The sequence below is a fragment of the Acidicapsa acidisoli genome (assembly GCF_025685625.1).
GTDB classification, from domain to species: Bacteria; Acidobacteriota; Terriglobia; order Terriglobales; family Acidobacteriaceae; genus Acidicapsa; species Acidicapsa acidisoli.
On record NZ_JAGSYI010000001.1, the window covers coordinates 1,393,060 to 1,411,572 of the forward strand.

Here is an 18,513-nt window from a genome sequence, read left to right on the forward strand (position 1 = left end):
CCACAACTCATTTGAATCAAGATCACCAAGGTCCAATCTTATGAGCCTTCGCTGTAGGCCACGTTTCCCCGAGAGGGAGTGTGACCCAGGTGACTCGGTTCAGTCCTATGAATCAAAAATGAAAATCGAGTAAAGGGTCCCAGCGGTACTTGAGGTCCCCTGTTCAAAATCAAAGTCCAAGGTGATCCTGTGAGGTGTAGGGCCATCGATTTGGCCGTCAATGCTGGCGGAAAAGTTACCGGACTCCCCTTCGTCCAGATCTGAAAGCCCCTCAAGAGATCTCTCCAGGCTTGGCGGCTCCGCTGTAATTTCGATGGAATACCCCAACCCCTGCAGCACGGATAGCCACTGGTCATAGGAGTTATCCCAACTTAATCCGAGTTTTTGCCATTGCTCTGGTATCTTGTCGGTGTCACGGGTCAGGTACATCGTGATACAGATCCCGGATTCTTCGTCGTAACTGAATTCCTGGCCGTTCACCTCATAGGTGAAATAGGGCTCTCCAGTTGTTTTATCGATCATGGACGTTCTCGACCCAATCTTCTCAAGCTGACTCGTGGTCGTCTTCCCCAACACGACGCCATAGAGCGGAAACAGCGACGGCCCGACATCGGCAGACTCCAACTCGGGGACTTCCAAAGTCCGATTGGATCTTCCGGACCCCGCAGTTTTCGTCTTGTCGCCGTCGAATGCCTGTCCAATGGAAGCTATCAACACCTGCACGTCCTGATGAAAGCGTCTGTCAGACAGGTCCCAGGCATTGCGGTACAGGAGAGCCTGCAACTCCGCAGGCAGGTCTTCCTCTACCGGCATTTCAGCTCCGCCGACCAGCACCGGAATAATGCGTAGCCCGTTTTGAAGGGCAAAGGTGATTTCCGCGCGGACATAGTCACCTTCGACGTCGAGCCGGACCCTCCCGGCCCTGTCTCGAACAGTTGTCCACTGCCTCCCGATTACTACGAGCAGCACTTTGCACAAAGACAACGTCCGCTGAAGAACCTCGCGAAAGTCCTCTCCGGGGCTGATTGAATCGACATCTAAAAACACATGATCGCGATCAAAATGGTGAACGAGGGCATCGTACAATCGGCCCGCGTAGGGACCGCTGTCTTCTCGCCGGTAGCTAATGAAAATTCCTGTCATCTCAAACAATTCGGAAAAGAGAGTCCACGACGTGTCACGAATTATGACATGTTCAGGTTGCTATATGGCGGGGCCCCATCCTTGACGCGCTCTTTGCAGCAAGGGTGGGATTTCATAAAAGTCTGCCGCCTGAGTTAAATTCCGTAGAATTTGCAGGGCTTACACCCGCGTCTGGTAGTTTCCGCACCACTTTCGGGATCGGCAGCCCCATATGCTGCATCGAATCTGACAGAGGCTTCCTAAACCCGAAGCCACACCGTCGTCCCGACCGCACAAGCAACACTCACAGTGCGTTTTCGCGGTTTCCGCGGATATCCTGAATGAGACCCCGAAGTTCCGCGCACCCGTTTCTTTGAATCTTTCAAATAGCTCCCCGGAACGCTCGACCGACATTTTTACCCAATTTCTTAAAAGGAAAACCCTGCCTCAAAATGCCCGTTCAAAAACGTAACAATGCATGGATCATCCCTCTTCTCGGAGCGCTCTGCGTCGTTACACCCTTCGCCATCGATATGTACCTGCCCGCATTCTCAAAGATCGCCGCGGCATATGAAACGACAACCTCCGAAATCTCACTTACGCTGTCGACCTTCTTTGTCGGCTTCGCGCTTGGCCAGATTTTTTATGGACCGTTGCTCGACCGTTTCGGACGAAAGCGTCCGCTCTATCTGGGATTGACGATCTACATCCTCTCCTCGATCGGCTGCGCACTGTCGCCCGACCTGAAGACCTTCATCGGCCTAAGATTTCTCGAAGCCCTCGGCGGCTGCGTAGCCCAGGTAGGAGCCATCGCGATGGTGCGAGACTTCTTCCCGGTCAAAGAGAGCGCGAAGATGTTCTCGCTGCTCTTTCTCATGATCGGCGTCTCGCCGCTGCTCGCCCCCACCATGGGTAGCGCGCTCATGGCAGGCCTTGGATGGCAATGGATCTTCGCGCTCCTCGCGACGATCGCCTTCGTCATCCTCGCGCTGATCTTCTTCCTGCTTCCCGAAGGGCACCAGCCGGATCACTCCGTTTCACTCCATCTCGGCTCGATTCTGCTCGGTTATTGGCGCATCCTTCGACAGCCGCAATTCCTCACGTACAGCCTTGCAGGAGCATTTTCTTTCGCGGGCCTCTTCACGTTCGTCGCCGGTTCTCCTATCCTCTTCATGGACGGCTTCCACATGGGCACTGGCGCCTTTGGCGTCGTCTTCGCTGTGCTGGTCATGGGCTTTATCGGAGGCAACCAGTTAAACGTGCTCATGCTGCGTAAATTTACCAGCCAGCAGATATTTGTGGGAGCACTGTTCCTTCAGGTGCTCATCGGCGTCATCTTCTTCGCTGGCATGCGTATGCACATTGTCGGTCTGCCTGCAACGCTGGTGCTCTTCTTCATCTTCCTTTCGTGCATCGGACTTACCTATCCCAACGCGGCTGCCATCGGCCTCGCGCCCTTCTCAAGCGACGCGGGCCGGGCATCGGCATTACTCGGTTTTCTGCAGACGGGCACCGGCGCGGTGGTCTCCATGGGTATCGGATTGCTCGGCGCGCAGGCCGTTGTAACTCTGCTCTCCGCGACCGCCGTGATATCGCTGCTGATTCTCGTCGTTGGGAGACTAAGCATAGGCGAAATAGTCGAGACCGAAGAAACAGAAACCGTTCTCATCCACTAAGGCATTTACGGTTCGGTATACACCTTTCCCTGAAATGCTTTAGCTGCCGGGCGGGGATAACAGGTTCGCGAAGAACTGATTCAACATGCGGCCGTTGGGATCTGCTGCGCGCACGGCGGCGGAGAACTGAAGCCAGCGCTGTCCGAAGGCTGCTTCGACGTGCTGGCGCAGTACAAACGGGCTTTGGTTGAGCAGCGGGATGCCGTGGTTCTGATAGGCGAAATCGTTGAAGGCCTGAAGGAAAGCGGCCCATGCGGCCTGGTCGGTGGGAGCGTGGATGGGATCGAGCGAGAACATTTCTCCGTCATAGGTGTAGGACAGGAGTGAGTGCTGATCGGGACGGACACGGTACGAGCCGAGGGGCATGTTACAGCGGAAGCCGGTGGTCTTGAAGTACTGGTCGGCGAAGTCAAGATAGGCGCGCAGGGCGTTTAGCCATGCGGAGCGCGGGAATGCCCAGAAGGTGAAGGCGTACTTGGCGAAGTCCGGAGTGTTGTCGTAGTTGATGGTCTTGTCGGGGGCGAGGATAGTGATGCCGCCGAGGATGTGCAGGGTGGAGTAGAGCAGCTTGGCTGCGTCGAAATCGCCTTGCTGAAGCGCGTCGCGGAGTGTGGGGTCCTTGGCGAAGCGGTCGATGAGCTGGCCGAGGAAGGCGCCTTCAAAATTCCAGAGAAGGCGGCGAATGTCGGCGAGGAGCGTGGAGAGGATTCCGGCTTCGGCCACCTTGTGGCGCTGCTGGAAGATTGCGGTGCGGTTGACGGTCCAGCAGACGAGGCCTTCGGAGTTATCGATGATGTTATCGACTTGATCCTGAGTGAGCGTGTCTATCGAGAGGGGCAGATAGGTCAGATGAATGGTCTCGATGGGCTTGATGCGGAAGGTAACTTCATAAATTACGCCGCAGAGACCATGGCTTGAGCGCATGGTGCGCAGCAGGTCCGGATTGCCTTGTTCGGAGGCTTCCGCGAGCTGGCCGGAGGGCGTGACCCAGCGCATGGCGATGACGTAGGAACAGAGTTGGCCAAATTCGATACCGTCGAGGCCGTCTTTGCTGTGGCAGCAGGCTGCGGAACCGAGTGTCATGTTGCCGATTTCGATGTTAAGCATCATTTGCAGGTTCTGGGCGCGGAGGGCTTTGGAGGCATCGAGGATAGTGGCGCCGGCCTGGGCGGTGAGGGTCATGCCGGTGCTGTCGATGTTGATGACTTGCGCCATTTTTGACATGTTGAGGATGGTGCCGTCTGTGGAGACGCATGGAGTGAGGGAGTGGTAGCTGCCCATGGCGCGTACTGGGCTGGGATAGGTCGCGGGGTCGCTGAGGATGGCCTGAATCTCTGCCACTGTTTCGGGGTAGACGAGTTGCTGCGGTGAGGCGGTGATGCTGCCATCGTAGTTGGTGACTTGCTTGGGCATGAAAGGCCTCCTTGGCTGTCTAACTCTGCACGAGCGGTGGCTGGAATGGACAGAAAACGTTCTGCGGAGTATGGCGGGAATGGCTGCGCGTGCTGGCGGACCTGGGAGCTTGACGCCGGCCTTGTAATGCGTGAAAAATCGGACTCAGCGTATTACCGGAGTTGGTTGAAGTCAAGAGGATTCTGGGCAGAATCTGAGGGGGAGTTGTGGGTCTATTTCTGAGTAGGCGGCGACATACTCTTAACTTGTGAATTTGCCATCAGGCTCGCGGATTCACGCCTTGGAGACTTGGTGTGAAGCGAGAAACGCTCCAAGCCGCACAGGTGTTTTTCATAATGCAAGGCAACGATGCCGTTCATGGTTTCAGCCATCTCGATACACCCGATCGGGTGTATCAATGTCTACCTTCATTCGTGTTTCGCCGCGGGTCGTACTCCCGGTAGCCTAGGAACATGTTGATCGCCCGGATCGCACACTTTCGATGTGAAATCTATTGTGCCACCTCTGTTGCGCTGTTCGCTGTCCGCAAATTCGAGGGGATGATCGTGGAAATCGAATAGATGTCATGAAGCAGATCAAACGCTGCTGCATAACAAACAGATATTCGCGCAAGTTAATGCTCGACGGTCATTTGGGACAGTGCCCGCGATTCGCATCAATCAACGTAGAAAGGAATTCTAAGCGACACACCATGACCTACTTGTTTTCCCCTTTTTCTTTGACTCGAAGTCGACAGCGTGCCCTTCTTGCTATTGGTCGCGATCTCGTCCGTCGCGGCGTTGCATTTTTGTTGATTTGGTTAATCGGACCCCTTGGCGTCTTGAGCGTCTCGTACGCTCAGACCCCGCCGAACCAAAGCGCACCACCGCCGAATGGGCAACCTCCGCAGGCCTATCAGCAGCTGGATCCGGATAAATTGCATCAGCTCGTTGCTCCCATCGCGTTGTACCCTGATTCCCTCATTGCGCAGGTTCTCGGGGCTGGGACGTATCCAACGCAGGTGGTCGATGCTGACCGGTTTGTCCAGGCACATCCGGGCGTTTCTCCCGCTCAGATGTCGCAGATGGTCGACGGCCAGAACTGGGACCCCAGCGTGAAGGCGCTTACGGCTTTCCCCTCGGTGCTGGCCAACATGGACCGCAATATTGACTGGACCACTCAACTTGGGAATGCGTATTACAACCAGCCGTCTGATGTGATGAGCGCTGTGCAGGCGGATCGGCAGCAAGCATACAAATCCGGAAAGCTGCGTACTACGCCCCAGTTGGCAGTTACATACGCTCCCAGTGACATCGTGATCGCGCCGGCTAATCCGGCAGTCGTCTATGTGCCGTATTACGACCCGTGGGCGATGTGGGGATGGCACCCGTACTATGCGTGGTATGCGCCTCCTCCGCCTGTTGGAGTTGCAATCGGCGTGGGTCTTGGCGTCGGCATCGCCTTCGGCGTTGGCATCGGTATTGGCGCCTTTGCGCACTTTGGCTGGGGCTGGGGACACTGGGGAATGGGCTGGGGACCACACCCCTTTGTCGCATTCAACCACGCGACCTATATCTCTCGCTCGGTTACTGTGATCAATCATGGCAACTACGGCCACTTCGATCGCGATCCCGGCGCTCGCGCCTTCAATGCCCGCTATGCCCACGCGGCTGGTTTCAACCACGGCTTTGCTGCCGGCCAGCGCGCGGGATTCAATGCCGGTGCTCGTGCCGGCGCCCGAGCTGGATTTCATGCGGGAGCGAGAGCCGGCTACAATCACGGGTTTCAACACGGGGCGGCTGCGGCTCACAATTCCCATGGCGGTAACCACCGACGCTGATTTTAAGTCTCAGCTTGAGGCCATGCCACACTGCAACTGAGGGACGGCTAATCTGGCCGTCCCTTTCGTTTTTCACGGCTACCCACCTCCTCTTCTGGCCATAATTCCAATCGCTAACACACTGAGAAGGTAAAGCTCGCATCCATGCCCGGGCCGTGACTTGGGTGGCTTGGGTTATAGTGGATCGGTTCGCCAAGGAGGCGGTTTTGATGCTGGTTCGTATGTTGTCTGGGCTGGTTGTGATGGGTTTATTTGGTGTGGCGGCTGCCGTTTGTGGCGCGCAGACGGGTGGCAAGCTGCTGGTGGTTGTCAAGGGAACGCAGAGCCTGGGGATTGTCGATCCTGTTGCGGGCAAGGTCATTGCTACGGTTTCCGAGGGGAAGCTTGCGGGCAAGGATACGGGGCATGAAGTTGCGGCTTCGCTCGATGGGAAGCGGGCTTATGTGCCGATCTATGGCGACTCGGGGGTGGGCAAGCCGGGGTCGGATGGGCGCGAAATGGTGGTGATCGACCTTGCTTCGCAGAAGGTAGTGAACCGCATCGATTTCAGCGCCAACTATGCGGGGAAGGCTGTACGGCCGCATTTGCCGGTGCAGGGGCCTCCGGTAGCGGGGCATCCGGATGGGCTGCTGTATGTGACTTCGGAGTTGGCCAGGGCTATTTCGGTGATCGATCCCAGGACGATGAAGGTGGTCGGGACGATTTCTACGGGGCAGGAACAGTCGCATATGCTTGCCGTTTCGCATGACGGGAAGTGGGGGTATACGGCGAATGTGGGGCCAGGGACGGTTTCGGTGCTGGACTTGACGCGGAAGAGTGATGGGAGCTGGAAGAATCCTGTGAAGGTGATTCCGGTGGCGGGGTCGGTGCAGCGGATTGCGATTTCGATGGACGACAAGATGGTCTTTACTTCGGACCAGACGAAGCCGGAGCTGGATGTGATCGATACGGCGACGAGGACGGTGACGAAGCGGATTCCGATGGAGAGTTTTGGGTATGGGGCTGCCGTGACTCCGAATGGGCGGTGGCTGCTGGTGCCGATGATGGCTGTGAACAAGATCGCGGTGATCGATCTGAAGACGATGGCGGTGGCGCGGAATATTGACCTTGCATCGGGGACGCATCCGCAGGAGGCGCTGGTGACGCCGGATGGCAAGAGGGCGTATGTTTCGTGCGATCACTCGGGACAGGTGGCGGAGATCGATACTGGGACTTGGGCTGTGCGGCGCATGATCGATACGGGGAAGGTTTCGGACGGGTTGGCGTGGGCTAGATAAAGCAGGGAATAGAGAACAGGGAATAGGGAATAGGAAAAGCCATCCATAAACATTGAGATTTTGCTTGTCCCATCCTTCCGCACAGAACGCGCGAAGGATGGGCAGGACTTGTGTCTTTAGAATAGAAAAACCTGAGGCTGGGCTACTCGGCTTTCGCTTGAGGGCGAACAGGAAGCAAGTGCAAATATGTACAAGATTAAAACCTGGAGACATACATGAATCGTCGTGACTTTCTAAGGGCCGGCTCATCGCTTGCCCTGACGCCTGCTCTTTTCTCTTACTGTGGTTTTGCTGAGACGACAACTCCTCCGCTTCCGGCTCCGGGCGCGGATGGGTGGGTTTCGCTGCTGAATGGGCGGGATCTGACGGGGTGGTACACCATGCTGCAGAAGTCGGGAAAGGGATTTGCCGAAGCGCATGGGATGGTGACTATCGAAGAAGAGATGCTTCACATCATGGGTAATGAGGAGGGCGTGGTTCCAGCAGAGCCGGGCTATATTGCAACGAACCAGGAATTCGAGAACGTTCACATTCGGGTGGAGTACAAATGGGGCGTGAAGCGTCATGCTCCGCGTTATACGCCGAAGCGCGACAACGGCCTGCTCTACGGGCTTGTGGGAGAGGACAAGGTATGGCCTACGTGTGTGGAATGCCAGATTGAGGAAGGCGATGTGGGGGACTTCTTTATGGTGGGCACGCGGGGAGTTCAGGACCATCATGGAAACGGATTGTTTGGCGAGGGAATCAATCCGGTGACGGGATGGCCCAAGCCGGGAGCAGCTTCGCATGGCTCCGCTCAGACTCCGCCGGAACCGATTGGAGGCAGGTTTATCAAAGACGGCAACTTCGAGCTTCTCGATCAGTGGAACACCGTTGAGGTGCTGTGGCAGGGAGACAGGGCCGCGCACATCGTGAACGGAAGAACGGTCAACGTGGCAACCAGGCTGCAACAGCCCGATCCGCAGAACGCGGGCCAGTTTATTTCGCTGACGCGGGGCAAGATCGCTATCGAGATCGAATTTGCGGAGATCTGGTTCAGGCGGATTGAAGTGAAATCGTTAGCTTAGACAGATCTGACGGTGGGTCGTGGCGATACCAAGTAAGACGCTAATGGCCTGATAGATTTGCGTACTCCCCATCCTTCATGCACGGAACAGGTGAAGGATGGGGCTCCGGCCGAATATAGCGTTCTGGTGCATCGGGAGTAATTCTCTTCCTGTTTAGGCCGCCTTTTGCGTTTGTGTGCTGCTCCGAACACTTCCTTGCGACAGTCGAGGGTATGATGGGGCGCATGAAAGATGGCCCGACGACCAAGCAGCGACCGAGAGTGAATACCCTCCCGAAGATTGAGGAAAAGGTGAACGAGCAGACGGCGCCAAATGAGGGATCGTCGCGCGGTGGCGACTGGTTTGGTCAATTTGCGGCCCGAGCCTCTACGTGGCTGGGATCGAAGTGGGCCTTTGCAGGGGCGGGGTTGGTGATTGTCGTCTGGGCGCTCACTGGGCCGGTGTTTCGCTACTCCGATACGTGGCAGCTGGTGATCAATACGGGTACGACCATTGTCACTTTTCTGATGGTGTTTCTCATTCAGAACACGCAGAACAGGGATGCTCGGGCGATCAATCTGAAGCTGAATGAACTGATTCATGCGATTGATTCGGCGCGGAATCAGATGATCGATATTGAGAGCCTGAGCGATCCGGAGTTGAATGCGATTCAGGCGAAGTTCGAGGAGATTAAAGCGGCAGAACCAGCGGAATTGCCGGGGGATAACGTATCACTTAATTGAGCTGTCTGGCTTGCGCCTTCTTCCATTTGCGCCATTCTTCGGCGGTGATTTCCCATAGTTCGGTGGGCAGGCGGCCGCCTACGTAGTCGCTTTCTTTTGTGGCTATAACGCGCATTCCGGTCTTTTCGGAGATGCGGCGGGAAGCGGTGTTGGCGATGGCTTTTGGGGCGCGCAGGACGGGGAATTTGAGGACGTCGAACCAGTAGTCGTTGACGGCGATTACGGCTTCGGTCATCAGGCCTTTGCGGTGCATCTCGGGGATGAGCCAGAAGCCGCGATTGTTTTCACCTTGTATGAGGCTGATGGCGCCGATGATGACTTCCGGGGATGTTTTGAGGCGCAAGGTCCAGTGCCACTCTTCGCCGCGCTCGATGGCGGGGAGACTGTGGGTGCGGTAGTGGTTGAGGACGCCGTCCGCGGGGAATGGCCACGGAACCTGGGCGTTCAGGTGCTTCACTATCTCCCATTGAGGGAAAAGTTGCTGGACCTGTTCTGCGTCTTCGATCTGGAGTGGGCGCAGGATGAGGCGTGGCGTTTGGAGGAGACAGCCCATGGAAGGCAATATAGCAGCGTGATGAGGAACCGAAGAACGCGAAAGCGAACAGGGGGACGGTGAATCGCAGAAGTTTTCTTCTGCCGCTGCGTACGACGGAATTTTTTCACCGGCACTTCAAGGGAATGCGCAGCATCATCCGTGCTGAAGATGTGCGAGACTTGCTTATGAGACAGTAACTTATGACTTCGCTGTTATCCGGCCAGAACTCGAAGGGCTACGAGCAAGTTAGAGCGACCGGACGGTTCCCGGTGAGATTGGAATTGTTAATTTAAATTGGAGCCAGCACGAGCTGTGCAGTATTGAGCAGCCTGCATTCAGCAGACGACGTAAACCTGATCTTAGCTTTCTGAAGAAGCAAACGCGTGCAAGACCCCACCAATGTCGTCCCTACAGAGATTTCCTCTCAGGAGTATTCATGAAATCGATTCGAGCAGCATTGGCACTACCCATCCTGGCTATGGCTCTGGCAAGCATGCCCGCGATGGCCCAGGATCATCAGGACAACCACACTTACAAGCAACATACCGAATGGAGGGCGGGCTCAAAGATCAAGCAGGAAGACTGGAACAGAGGCGAAAAGGTCGATTACCAGCAAAACCACCTTCGCCGTCCGCCAGCGGGACATGAGTGGCGTCAGATCGATGGAAATTATGTAATGGCGAAACAGGACGGAACGATCGTTTCTGTTCGCCAGGCTCCCCACGATCACTAAGCTGCCGCAACCTTTTGTTGAAGAAGAAATCCCAGGTCGCATCTCTCAGATCGGCCTGGGATTTTTATGTCTTTCGTTCGCCGGAGCGAGTGAATGAAGAAGGTATCTGTTCGTTGGGGTTGGATGGGCGCAGATCCGAATGTTACACCTGTTTTGGGATAACTTCCGGGTTGCTGGGTAAACCACCCCGAAGTCGGAAATTCGTGGATCTTCGCGTCTGGACTGGCAAACTCACTGCTCGAGGTGAGTGCCGAGTTAATGCCCAGCAGGTCGTCGACGATTGGCGGTGGATAGGTTCTCAAGATATGAAGAGAATAAGAACCCCTGCATCCTTGAATCCCACGACCGGCTGGGCATTTTGTTAACGGGAGACAACAAGGATTTTGAAGGTATCGGGCAATGCTTTGGGCCGTCCATTGGCACCGGGCTTCAGTTCTTCGAAGTCGAAAGTAGGAAGATATATCTTGCCGTTCGCTGAGTCGAAGTCCATCGTCTTGGCTCCACGCGCAGTTTTCACTGACTGAACTTCGTATTTGCCATCAGCGGACTGGCTGACGACTGCGAGCGTACCGTCTCCGCTGCTGGCGAAAGCTTCTTTCCCCCCAACTTTGGTCGTGTCCACGCCCGTGCCGATGGGCAGATCGCCAAGCACCTTGCCATTCTCTGTGCTCATCACGATCATCTTTGCCGGCTTGCGGCAGCCAATGAGCAGGGTATGCCGCTGCTTATCAATGGCCAATCCCACCGGTGAGCCGCCGGGCGCTACCGGCCAGCGAGCAATCACATTCCGCGCAGAAAGATCGACAACAGCCACGGTGTCCTTGTCCTCAAGATTGACATACACTTTGCCCGCACCATCGGCAGCCAGAAATTCGGGCGCGCCGCCTAGCGGGATCGGAGCTTCGATCTTGCCTGATTTCGGATCGATGTCGGGTTTGAACGTGATCAGGCTATTGCTGTCTCCGGCACTGACCAGGATGCGGTCGGTGCCCGGGTCATAGATGATGCCATCTGCATCCGGTACCGCGGCAATCACGCCAAGCGCAGTGTTGGTCTTGAGATCGAACACAGTAATGGCGCCATTGCCCCCGCCATCGGTGATAAAGCCTCGATGCAGCTTCGGAACAATGGCAACTCCGTGAGCTTTTTGCTGGCCCGGAATATCCCCGAGCGTCTTGCCTGAATCGGCGTCAATCACCATCGTGTGAGTGCCGCGTGGAACGTAGAGGCGGTGTGTCGCAGGATCGACGGTGAGATAGTCCATGCCCCCCATTCCGCCTACCGGAATGGTCTTTTCCAGATGCCACCCAGATTGTGCTTGAGCGGAGTGGAGCGCGATGGAAGCGTAGAAGAGGAATCCTGGAAGTGTGCTGAGGTGTTTCACATATCGCATCTTTGAGGTGCTCCTGAAGTTAGATTTCTCTACCACTTTAGAAGCTCCTCATTAAGTCCTGCTTAAGGTCAGCAGTTCTTGGGGAAAAGACAAAATCATTTGCGTGGAGCCTCCGATTGAAGCTCGCTGCGGGAATATTAGCGGCAATCCAGCTTAGCAGCGCAAGAATACGGGTTCAGTTTCAACTTGGCGCCTCGAAACGTAAACACAGAATTCCGCTTCGATGACAACATATCGCCAACAAGCCAAATCTCTCGTTCATCCACAACGTGGCTCGGCTCCGCCGTTCCGGCTGATTGTGGGCAATTCGAAAATTACTGATCGGTTAATAGGCTCGAAGCGGCGGGAGTCGGTAGTGGGTCAGTTTGAATAAAGGCCAACCCTCAGGGGCTGAAGCCCGTATCCTTCAAACTGACCCACCACCCGGGAGTCGTCTCTATCAGTTGCAGCCACCGGGCTTATTTGACGCCTTTGCTGGGATCCCAGGAGCCCTGGAGTTTGCGGACGTAGATGATCTGGCCGATGTGGTAGGCGTTGTGGGTGCCGATGTGGGCGATTAGCGAGGCGTTGGCGGCCAACTTCTTGTCGTCGGCGGCTTCGACGATCTTCTCCAACTCGGTTAGGACGGCGTCGAGTCTTTTGACGGTTTCGGCCCATTGGGCGGCGTCGAAGTTGTTGAAGGTTTCGTCGTTGTTGCCGCTGAATGGCTGGGCCTTTTCGCCTTTCAGGTCGGCGAGTTCGCGGGTGTTCCAGAAGAGGAGATGGTTGGTGAGCTGGCCTACGGAGTGGACGTCTTTGCCAGGGGTCCATTTGGCCTGTTCGGCGGTGAGACCGGCTACGGCGATGTTGACGGGAACGAACCAGTCTTCTTCGGTGTGGGTGGTGCGGAGCTGTTCGAGGAGGACGCCGCGGAGGTCGGTGGGGGACTTCTTGTTTTGGGCTTGTGCTTCGAAAGACGGGGCCGCGATGGGGAGGGTCAGGAGCAGGAGGAGGGCGAGCTTTCGCATGGGTTTGGTCCTTTTCTGCGGATCTGGGTCTGCGGGTCTGGGTCAGCGGATCGGGTTCTGCGGATTTGGAGAAGTATAGCGGCTGGAGAAGCGAACTTGTCACCGGAATGTGGGTGGCAAGGGGGATTTTGTGACGAGTGGTCAGTCGCAGCGGAGGGCGATCATGGGGTCGACTTTGGTGGCGCGGCGGGCTGGTAGCCACGCGGCGAGCAGGGTCATCGCGGTGACGATGACGACCGAGGCGGCGAAGGTTGACGGATCGCCTGGGCTGAGCTGGTAGAGGAGATTGCGCAGGATTCCGGTGGAGGCGAGGGCGATGGGTATGCCCGCTGCGAGGCCGAGGGCGAGAAGCACGACCGATTCGCGAAGGATCATCCAGAGGAGGGCGCGGGATTGCGCGCCGAGGGCGAGGCGAATGCCGATTTCATTGGTGCGGCGGAGGACAGAGTAGGAGAGCAGTCCGTAGATGCCGATGCAGGCGAGGAAGACAGCGAGCGCACCGAAGAAGGCGGAGAGCTGGGCGATGAGCTTCTGAGTGGCGATGGAGCGGTCGACTTCTTCGGAGAGAGTCGACACGGTGCTGACGAGTATGTTTGGGTTGATCTGAGCGATGGATTGGCGGATGGCGGCAATGACGGGGCGCGGGTCTCCGGTGTAGCGGACGGTGAAGTTGCTGAAGTACTGGATGCGCTGGGAATAGGGGAAATAGGCGGCCATCTCGGGGGCTTCGCCGAGAGCCACGTATTTCGCATCTTTGACGACTCCGATGATCTCTATGTCTCCGCTATGGACGGGGTCTTCGCCGAAGCCAAAGTGGTGGCCGATGGCGGATTGATTGGGGAAGAAATGGCGTGCCATGTTCTGGTTGATGATGGCGACTACGGGAGATTTCACTGTGTCCTGCGCGCTGAAATTGCGGCCGGCAAGGAGCGGCAGTCCGAAGGTCTTGAAGAAGCCGGAGCCGACGACGTTGTATAGGACATCCTGGCTGTTTTCGGGGCTGCGCGGGATGCCCTGCACGATGATGTCGTCGGACCATTGGCCCTCGTTGAAGGTGAACATCGAAAAGCTGGCTGACTGAACTCCGGGAAGGGACTGCACGCGATCTTCGATCTGTTGCTGGAGCAGAGTGAGGCGATTGTCAACGGGGAGATTGGCGGCGCTTTCATCGAGGCCGAAGACGAGGACATTGTTTCGGTCGAAGCCCGTATCGACGCTGGTGAGTCTCAGCAGGCTGCGAAGGAAGAGACCGGCGGCGGTGAGGAGCAGAAGCGAGAGCGCTATCTGGCCGACGATTAGGCTGCGGGCAAGCGTGTTTCGTGTGGAGGTGGGCGCGCTGCCGCGGCCTTCCTTGAGAGTTGGGGTGAGTTCGAGACGAGTGGCGCGGAGGGCAGGCGCGACGCCGAAGAGAAGCGCCGTCAGAACGGTGAGCAGGAGGGTGAAGGCGAGGACGGGGAGATCAGGCGTGAGATCGATCGGAACCGGCGTCTCGCCGGGAGTGGCCAGGTGAAGGAGCAGTGCGCTGGAGTTCCACGCGAGAGCTATGCCGAAGGCTGCGCCGATGAGTGCGAGCAGGGCGGATTCAGTGAGGAGCTGGACGATGATGCGGGCACGCGATGCTCCGAGGGCCATGCGGACGGCGACTTCGCGGGCGCGGGTGACGCCGCGGGCGAGGAGCATGTTGGCGATGTTGGCGCAGGCGAGGAGCAGGACCAGTGCGACGATGGTCATGAGGATTTTGAGTGGAAGCGAAAACATGCGGCGAAGGCCGGATAAACCGCGGGCGGCGGAGGTCAGCTCAATGTGCGCTTGTTGGATGCCAGTGGATTCGCCTTGTATTGGGTAGGAGCCCGCGTAGTCGCTGCGCAGGATCTGCCGGAAGAGAAGGTTGGTGTTGATGGAGGCTTGTTCGGCCGTTTCGCCGGGTTTGAGGCGGGCGATGAGAAAGAGTGAGTGGAAGTTCCTGTCTTCGAGGCCGTGCCAGCCCGGGGATATCTCCTTTTCCATGGACAGGGGTATCCACAGGTCGGCGGGATGGCCGACAGTGGCGCCGAAGAAGCCGGGTTGGGCGACGCCGACGATGGTGTAGTTGTGGGCTTCGATGCGGACGGTCTTGCCGAGTACGGCAGGATCTCCGCCGAAGCGGCGCCGCCACCAGGCGTAGCTGATGACGGCGACTGGGCCGCTTCCTGGGGCTCCTTCATCGGCTTCGGCAAGGGTGCGGCCGAGGGCTGGTACTACGCCGAAGACGGAGAAGTAATTGCCGGAAACGATGTCGATTCGCATCTGTTCCGGTCGTCCGCCGGAGACGGAGCCGTGACTGCCGAACTGGATGCTGCTCAGGGCGGCGATGCCGGAAAAGGATTGCGATTTGGTCCGGAATTCGCGGTAGAAGGGATAGGAGAAGAGTTGCCAGCTCTCGTTGTTGAGGTTATCGGTGCTGCCTATCGCTCCACCCTGGCCGAAGAGGATGAGTTGCTGCGGGTTTTGGACGGGCAAGGGGCGCAGCAGGATGGCGTTGAGGAGGGTGAAGATGGCGGTGTTTGCACCGATGCCAAGAGTTAGCGAGAGAAGCGCGACGAGGGTGAAGCCGGGGCTTTTGGAGAGGGCGCGGATGCTTAAACGAATGTCCGTGGCGAGGTTGTCGAGGGTGGATTCCCAGCGCGAGGACCAGACTTGATGCTTGATGGAGTTACGGCTGCCTATTTCGGCGTGGGCGGCGCGGTGGGCGGCTTCGGGGCTCATGCCGGAGCGCTGTTTGTCGGCGATGGAGGCTTCGAGGTAGCTGGCTAGCTCTTCGTCGAGTTCGCGGTCGACTTGCTGCTTGTGGAGGAGGGACTGGAGGCCGGATTTGAGGTTCTTGAGCCAGTTCATTGATCGTCCTTTGGCAAGTTGGCACCGCTTCGCGGAGTTGGCGGGTTAGCAAGTTAGCGAACGACATGGTTAGTCGCAGCGGAGGGCTACCATGGGGTCGACTTTGGTCGCGCGGCGGGCGGGCAGCCACGCGGCGGCGAAGGTCATCATGGCGACGGCGCCAATGGCGATGGAAATGGCTATGGGGTCGAGAGGGCTTAGCTCGTAGAGCAGGCTCTTGAGAATGCGCGTGGAGGTCATGGCAACGGGAACGCCGATGGCGAGGCCGACGATGAGCAGGAGGATGGATTCGCGGAGGATCATCCACACCAGCGCGGGGGATTGGGCGCCGAGGGCGAGACGGATGCCGAGTTCACTCGTGCGGCTGGCTACGGAGTAGCTGAGAAGGCCATAGATGCCGATGCAGGCGAGGAAGACGGCGAGAAGCGCGAAGAAGCAGGAGAGACGGGCAATGAGCGACCGCGTGGCGACGGAGCGGTCGACTTGCTCTTCGAGGCTGCTGACGTTGTTGACGAGAATGTTGGGGTTGATGTCGGCTATGGTGCTGCGGACTTGTGAAATGAGCGGCTGCGTGTTGACACCGGGAGTGTAGCGCACCGCGAAGTTGTCGAAGAAGCCTGGGTTTTGGGTGCAGGGGAAATAGGCGGCCATGAGTGATCCTTCATCGAGCGCGGTGTACTTGGCGTCTTTGATAACGCCGATCACTTCGATCTCGCCGGGATGATCGGGGGTTTCTCCGATGGCGAAGCGCTGGCCAATGGGCGAGCGGTTGGGAAAGAATCGGCGGGCCATGGTTTGGTTGATTACGGCGACCTTGGGCGAGGTCTGGGTGTCGTGGACATTGAAGGTGCGTCCGGCGACGAGGGGAATGCTCATGGTGGAGAAGAAGCCGTTGCCGACGATGTTGAAGAAGACCTGCTGGTTGTTCTCAGGAGTGCGTGGAATTCCCTGGAAGAGGACCTGGTCGGTCCATGCGCCTCCATTGAAGGTGAAGAAGGCGAAGCTGGTGGACTGCACGCCTGGAAGGGTCTGGATGCGGGATTCGATCTGTTCCTGAAGGTGGACGGAACGGATTTCTTCGGGGGTGTGGTGGGGAAGATTGGCGGTGCTGGAATCGAGGAAGAAGATGAGGACGTTGCGCTTGTCGAAGCCGGTGTCTACGCTGGCGAGGTTGGCGAGGCTGCGAATGAAGAGGCCAGCAGCGATGAGCAGCAGAACGGAGAGTGCGACCTGGCCGACGATGAGCGAGCGGGAAAGCATGCTTCGCGTGCGGGCCGCTGAGCTGCCGCGGCCGTCTTTGAGAGCGGGGGAGAATTCGAGTTGCGTAGAACGGAAGGCGGGAAGCGTGCCGAAGAGCAATGCAGTGAGGACGGTAACTGCGAGGGTGAAGCCGAGGACGGGCAGGTCGGGGGTGACATCCACTGGCACCGGGTCTGGGCTCGCCAAGGCCATGTTCAGTAGATAAGCGCCGGCTTTCCAGGCTAGAGCAATGCCGGCGGCAGCGCCTATCAAAGCGAGCAGCATCGATTCGGTAAGAAGCTGCAGGACGATACGCTGGCGTGAGGCTCCGAGCGCCATGCGGAGGGCTACTTCACGGGTACGGGCGACGCCACGGGCAAGCAGCATGTTAGCGATATTGGCGCAGGCGATGAGGAGCACAAGCGCGACGATGGCCATAAGAATCTTGAGCGGAAGCGAGAAGAAATTGCTGAGCCGGGGTACGCCGTGGCCGCCGGGAGTGAGCTCGACGCTCGCGTGCTGGATGTCAGCGAGCTGCTTTTGCGAGGGCTGGGGGCCAAGGAATCCACGGATGATTTGCTTGTAGAGCAGATTTGTCTCGGCCGTGGCCTCGGCGGCGGTGACGCCGGGTTTGAGGCGTCCGATGAGATAGAGGGACTGAAAGAACTTGTTGTCGAGGCCGTTCCAGCCGGGGGAGATTTCCTTTTCCATGGAGAGAGGAATAAAGAGATCGGCGGATTGTCCGACTGTAACGCCAAAGAAGCCAGGACGGGCGACGCCGACCAGGGTGTAGTCGTGAGACTGAATGCGGATAACTTTGCCGAGGGCAGAGGGGTCGCCCTGGAAGTGACGTTGGAACCATGCATAGCTGGCCACGGCGACGGTACCTGCACCAGCGGCCTGGTCGTCGGAATCGCCAATGGTGCGGCCCAGGAAGGCGGGGACGCCGAGGGCGGAGAAATAGCTGCCGGAAACGAGATCGACGTGGGTGGTTTCGTAGGCGCCGCCGGCGACAGAGGCTTTGGAATTGGATTCGATGCTATTGACGGCGGCGATGCCGGAAAAGGAGGAAGTTTGCCGACGAAAGTCGTGAAGGAAGGCATAGGAGAAAAGCGACATACGGCCATCCGGAACGGACCCGGTGCTGCCGGCAGCGTGGCCGTCGCCGAAGAGGAGCAGTTCCTTTGGTTTTTGGACCGGAAGCGGACGAAGAAGGATGGCATTGCAGAGGGTGAAGATGGCGGTGTTCGCGCCGATGCCGAGAGTGAGCGATAGAACGGCGACGAGGGTGAATCCAGGACTTTTGGTCAGGGTGCGGATTCCCTGCCGGATGTCTGCCAGGAGGCTGTCTATGGTCGATTCCCAGCGGGAGGACCAGACCTGGTGCTTGACGGAGTTGTGGCTGCCCATTTCGGCGCGTGCGGCGCGTTGGGCGGCTTCGGGGCTCATGCCGGAGCGCTGTTTGTCGGCCGCGGATGCTTCAAGGTAGCTTTGCAGCTCTTCGTTCAGTTCGCGGTCGATGAGCTGCTTGTGGAAGAGGGATTGGAGGCCGGATTTGAGGTTGGATAGTAAGTTCATCTGGAACCATCCTGGCTGATTAGCTAGTTAGCGAGTTAGCACCGCTTCGCGGAGTTGG

13 protein-coding genes are annotated in these 18,513 nt (G+C 57.8%); 6 read left to right on the forward strand and 7 right to left on the reverse strand.

The genetic code is table 11. The features are described from left to right. Positions 1–105 precede the first annotated feature (105 nt). The gene (locus OHL23_RS05530) at positions 106–1,143 is read right to left on the reverse strand and encodes a toll/interleukin-1 receptor domain-containing protein (protein WP_263350771.1); all 1,038 of its coding nucleotides are present in this window, start codon (positions 1,141–1,143) and stop codon (positions 106–108) included. A gap of 431 nt (positions 1,144–1,574) precedes the next feature. On the opposite strand from OHL23_RS05530, the gene OHL23_RS05535 reads away from it, so the two are divergent. Then, a complete protein-coding gene (locus tag OHL23_RS05535) occupies positions 1,575–2,798 on the forward strand; it encodes a multidrug effflux MFS transporter (protein ID WP_263350772.1) in 1,224 nt (407 codons plus the stop codon). 39 nt (positions 2,799–2,837) lie between these two features. Here the strand turns inward: OHL23_RS05535 and OHL23_RS05540 are convergent, their stop codons facing one another. Then, complete coding sequence (locus OHL23_RS05540; protein WP_263350774.1) at positions 2,838–4,211, reverse strand: FAD-binding protein; 1,374 nt, start codon at positions 4,209–4,211, stop codon at positions 2,838–2,840. Positions 4,212–5,127: 916 nt separating this feature from the next. On the opposite strand from OHL23_RS05540, the gene OHL23_RS05545 reads away from it, so the two are divergent. From OHL23_RS05545 to OHL23_RS05560, 4 genes are all read left to right on the forward strand, one after another. Beyond that, a complete protein-coding gene (locus tag OHL23_RS05545) occupies positions 5,128–6,030 on the forward strand; it encodes a DUF3300 domain-containing protein (protein WP_263350775.1) in 903 nt (300 codons plus the stop codon). Positions 6,031–6,239: 209 nt separating this feature from the next. Beyond that, positions 6,240–7,307, forward strand: coding sequence for a YncE family protein (locus OHL23_RS05550; protein WP_263350776.1), 1,068 nt, complete (start codon positions 6,240–6,242; stop codon positions 7,305–7,307). A 215-nt stretch (positions 7,308–7,522) separates the two neighbouring features. Beyond that, positions 7,523–8,374 carry a 3-keto-disaccharide hydrolase gene (locus tag OHL23_RS05555; protein WP_263350777.1) on the forward strand — a complete coding sequence of 284 codons (852 nt, stop codon included), beginning with the start codon at positions 7,523–7,525 and terminating at the stop codon, positions 8,372–8,374. A gap of 224 nt (positions 8,375–8,598) precedes the next feature. Further along, entirely contained in the window at positions 8,599–9,096 is a 498-nt protein-coding gene (locus OHL23_RS05560; RefSeq protein WP_263350778.1) for a low affinity iron permease family protein, read from the forward strand. Here OHL23_RS05560 and OHL23_RS05565 read toward each other — a convergent pair. Continuing rightward, positions 9,089–9,649 carry a GNAT family N-acetyltransferase gene (locus OHL23_RS05565; protein WP_263350779.1) on the reverse strand — a complete coding sequence of 187 codons (561 nt, stop codon included), beginning with the start codon at positions 9,647–9,649 and terminating at the stop codon, positions 9,089–9,091. The two genes, OHL23_RS05560 and OHL23_RS05565, sit on opposite strands and share 8 nt — an antisense overlap. A 418-nt stretch (positions 9,650–10,067) precedes the next feature. Between OHL23_RS05565 and OHL23_RS05570 the strand changes: the two genes are divergently transcribed. After that, entirely contained in the window at positions 10,068–10,364 is a 297-nt protein-coding gene (locus tag OHL23_RS05570) for an RcnB family protein (RefSeq protein WP_263350780.1), read from the forward strand. Between the two features lie 361 nt (positions 10,365–10,725). Here OHL23_RS05570 and OHL23_RS05575 read toward each other — a convergent pair whose 3' ends face one another. The 4 genes from OHL23_RS05575 to OHL23_RS05590 all read right to left on the reverse strand — a co-directional run bounded on the left by OHL23_RS05575 (position 10,726) and on the right by OHL23_RS05590 (position 18,455). After that, positions 10,726–11,757, reverse strand: a complete 1,032-nt coding sequence (locus OHL23_RS05575; RefSeq protein ID WP_263350781.1) for a YncE family protein — start codon at positions 11,755–11,757, stop codon at positions 10,726–10,728. A 458-nt stretch (positions 11,758–12,215) separates the two neighbouring features. Further along, positions 12,216–12,764, reverse strand: a complete 549-nt coding sequence (locus tag OHL23_RS05580) for a DinB family protein (protein WP_263350782.1) — start codon at positions 12,762–12,764, stop codon at positions 12,216–12,218. Between the two features lie 141 nt (positions 12,765–12,905). After that, a complete protein-coding gene (locus OHL23_RS05585) occupies positions 12,906–15,638 on the reverse strand; it encodes an ABC transporter permease (RefSeq protein WP_263350783.1) in 2,733 nt (910 codons plus the stop codon). Positions 15,639–15,707: 69 nt separating this feature from the next. Further along, positions 15,708–18,455 carry an ABC transporter permease gene (locus tag OHL23_RS05590; RefSeq protein ID WP_263350784.1) on the reverse strand — a complete coding sequence of 916 codons (2,748 nt, stop codon included), beginning with the start codon at positions 18,453–18,455 and terminating at the stop codon, positions 15,708–15,710. Positions 18,456–18,513 lie beyond the last annotated feature (58 nt).

Bases quoted from the DNA above. Each gene is read 5' to 3' on its own strand.
- OHL23_RS05555 (WP_263350777.1), top strand. From the start codon at position 7,523: ATGAATCGTCGTGACTTTCTAAGGGCCGGCTCATCGCTTGCCCTGACG.
- OHL23_RS05585 (WP_263350783.1), bottom strand. From the start codon at position 15,638: ATGAACTGGCTCAAGAACCTCAAATCCGGCCTCCAGTCCCTCCTCCAC.
- OHL23_RS05540 (WP_263350774.1), bottom strand. From the start codon at position 4,211: ATGCCCAAGCAAGTCACCAACTACGATGGCAGCATCACCGCCTCACCG.
- OHL23_RS05580 (WP_263350782.1), bottom strand. From the start codon at position 12,764: ATGCGAAAGCTCGCCCTCCTCCTGCTCCTGACCCTCCCCATCGCGGCC.
- OHL23_RS05560 (WP_263350778.1), top strand. From the start codon at position 8,599: ATGAAAGATGGCCCGACGACCAAGCAGCGACCGAGAGTGAATACCCTC.
- OHL23_RS05530 (WP_263350771.1), bottom strand. From the start codon at position 1,143: ATGACAGGAATTTTCATTAGCTACCGGCGAGAAGACAGCGGTCCCTAC.
- OHL23_RS05565 (WP_263350779.1), bottom strand. From the start codon at position 9,649: ATGGGCTGTCTCCTCCAAACGCCACGCCTCATCCTGCGCCCACTCCAG.
- OHL23_RS05590 (WP_263350784.1), bottom strand. From the start codon at position 18,455: ATGAACTTACTATCCAACCTCAAATCCGGCCTCCAATCCCTCTTCCAC.
- OHL23_RS05550 (WP_263350776.1), top strand. From the start codon at position 6,240: ATGCTGGTTCGTATGTTGTCTGGGCTGGTTGTGATGGGTTTATTTGGT.
- OHL23_RS05535 (WP_263350772.1), top strand. From the start codon at position 1,575: ATGCCCGTTCAAAAACGTAACAATGCATGGATCATCCCTCTTCTCGGA.
- OHL23_RS05570 (WP_263350780.1), top strand. From the start codon at position 10,068: ATGAAATCGATTCGAGCAGCATTGGCACTACCCATCCTGGCTATGGCT.
- OHL23_RS05575 (WP_263350781.1), bottom strand. From the start codon at position 11,757: ATGCGATATGTGAAACACCTCAGCACACTTCCAGGATTCCTCTTCTAC.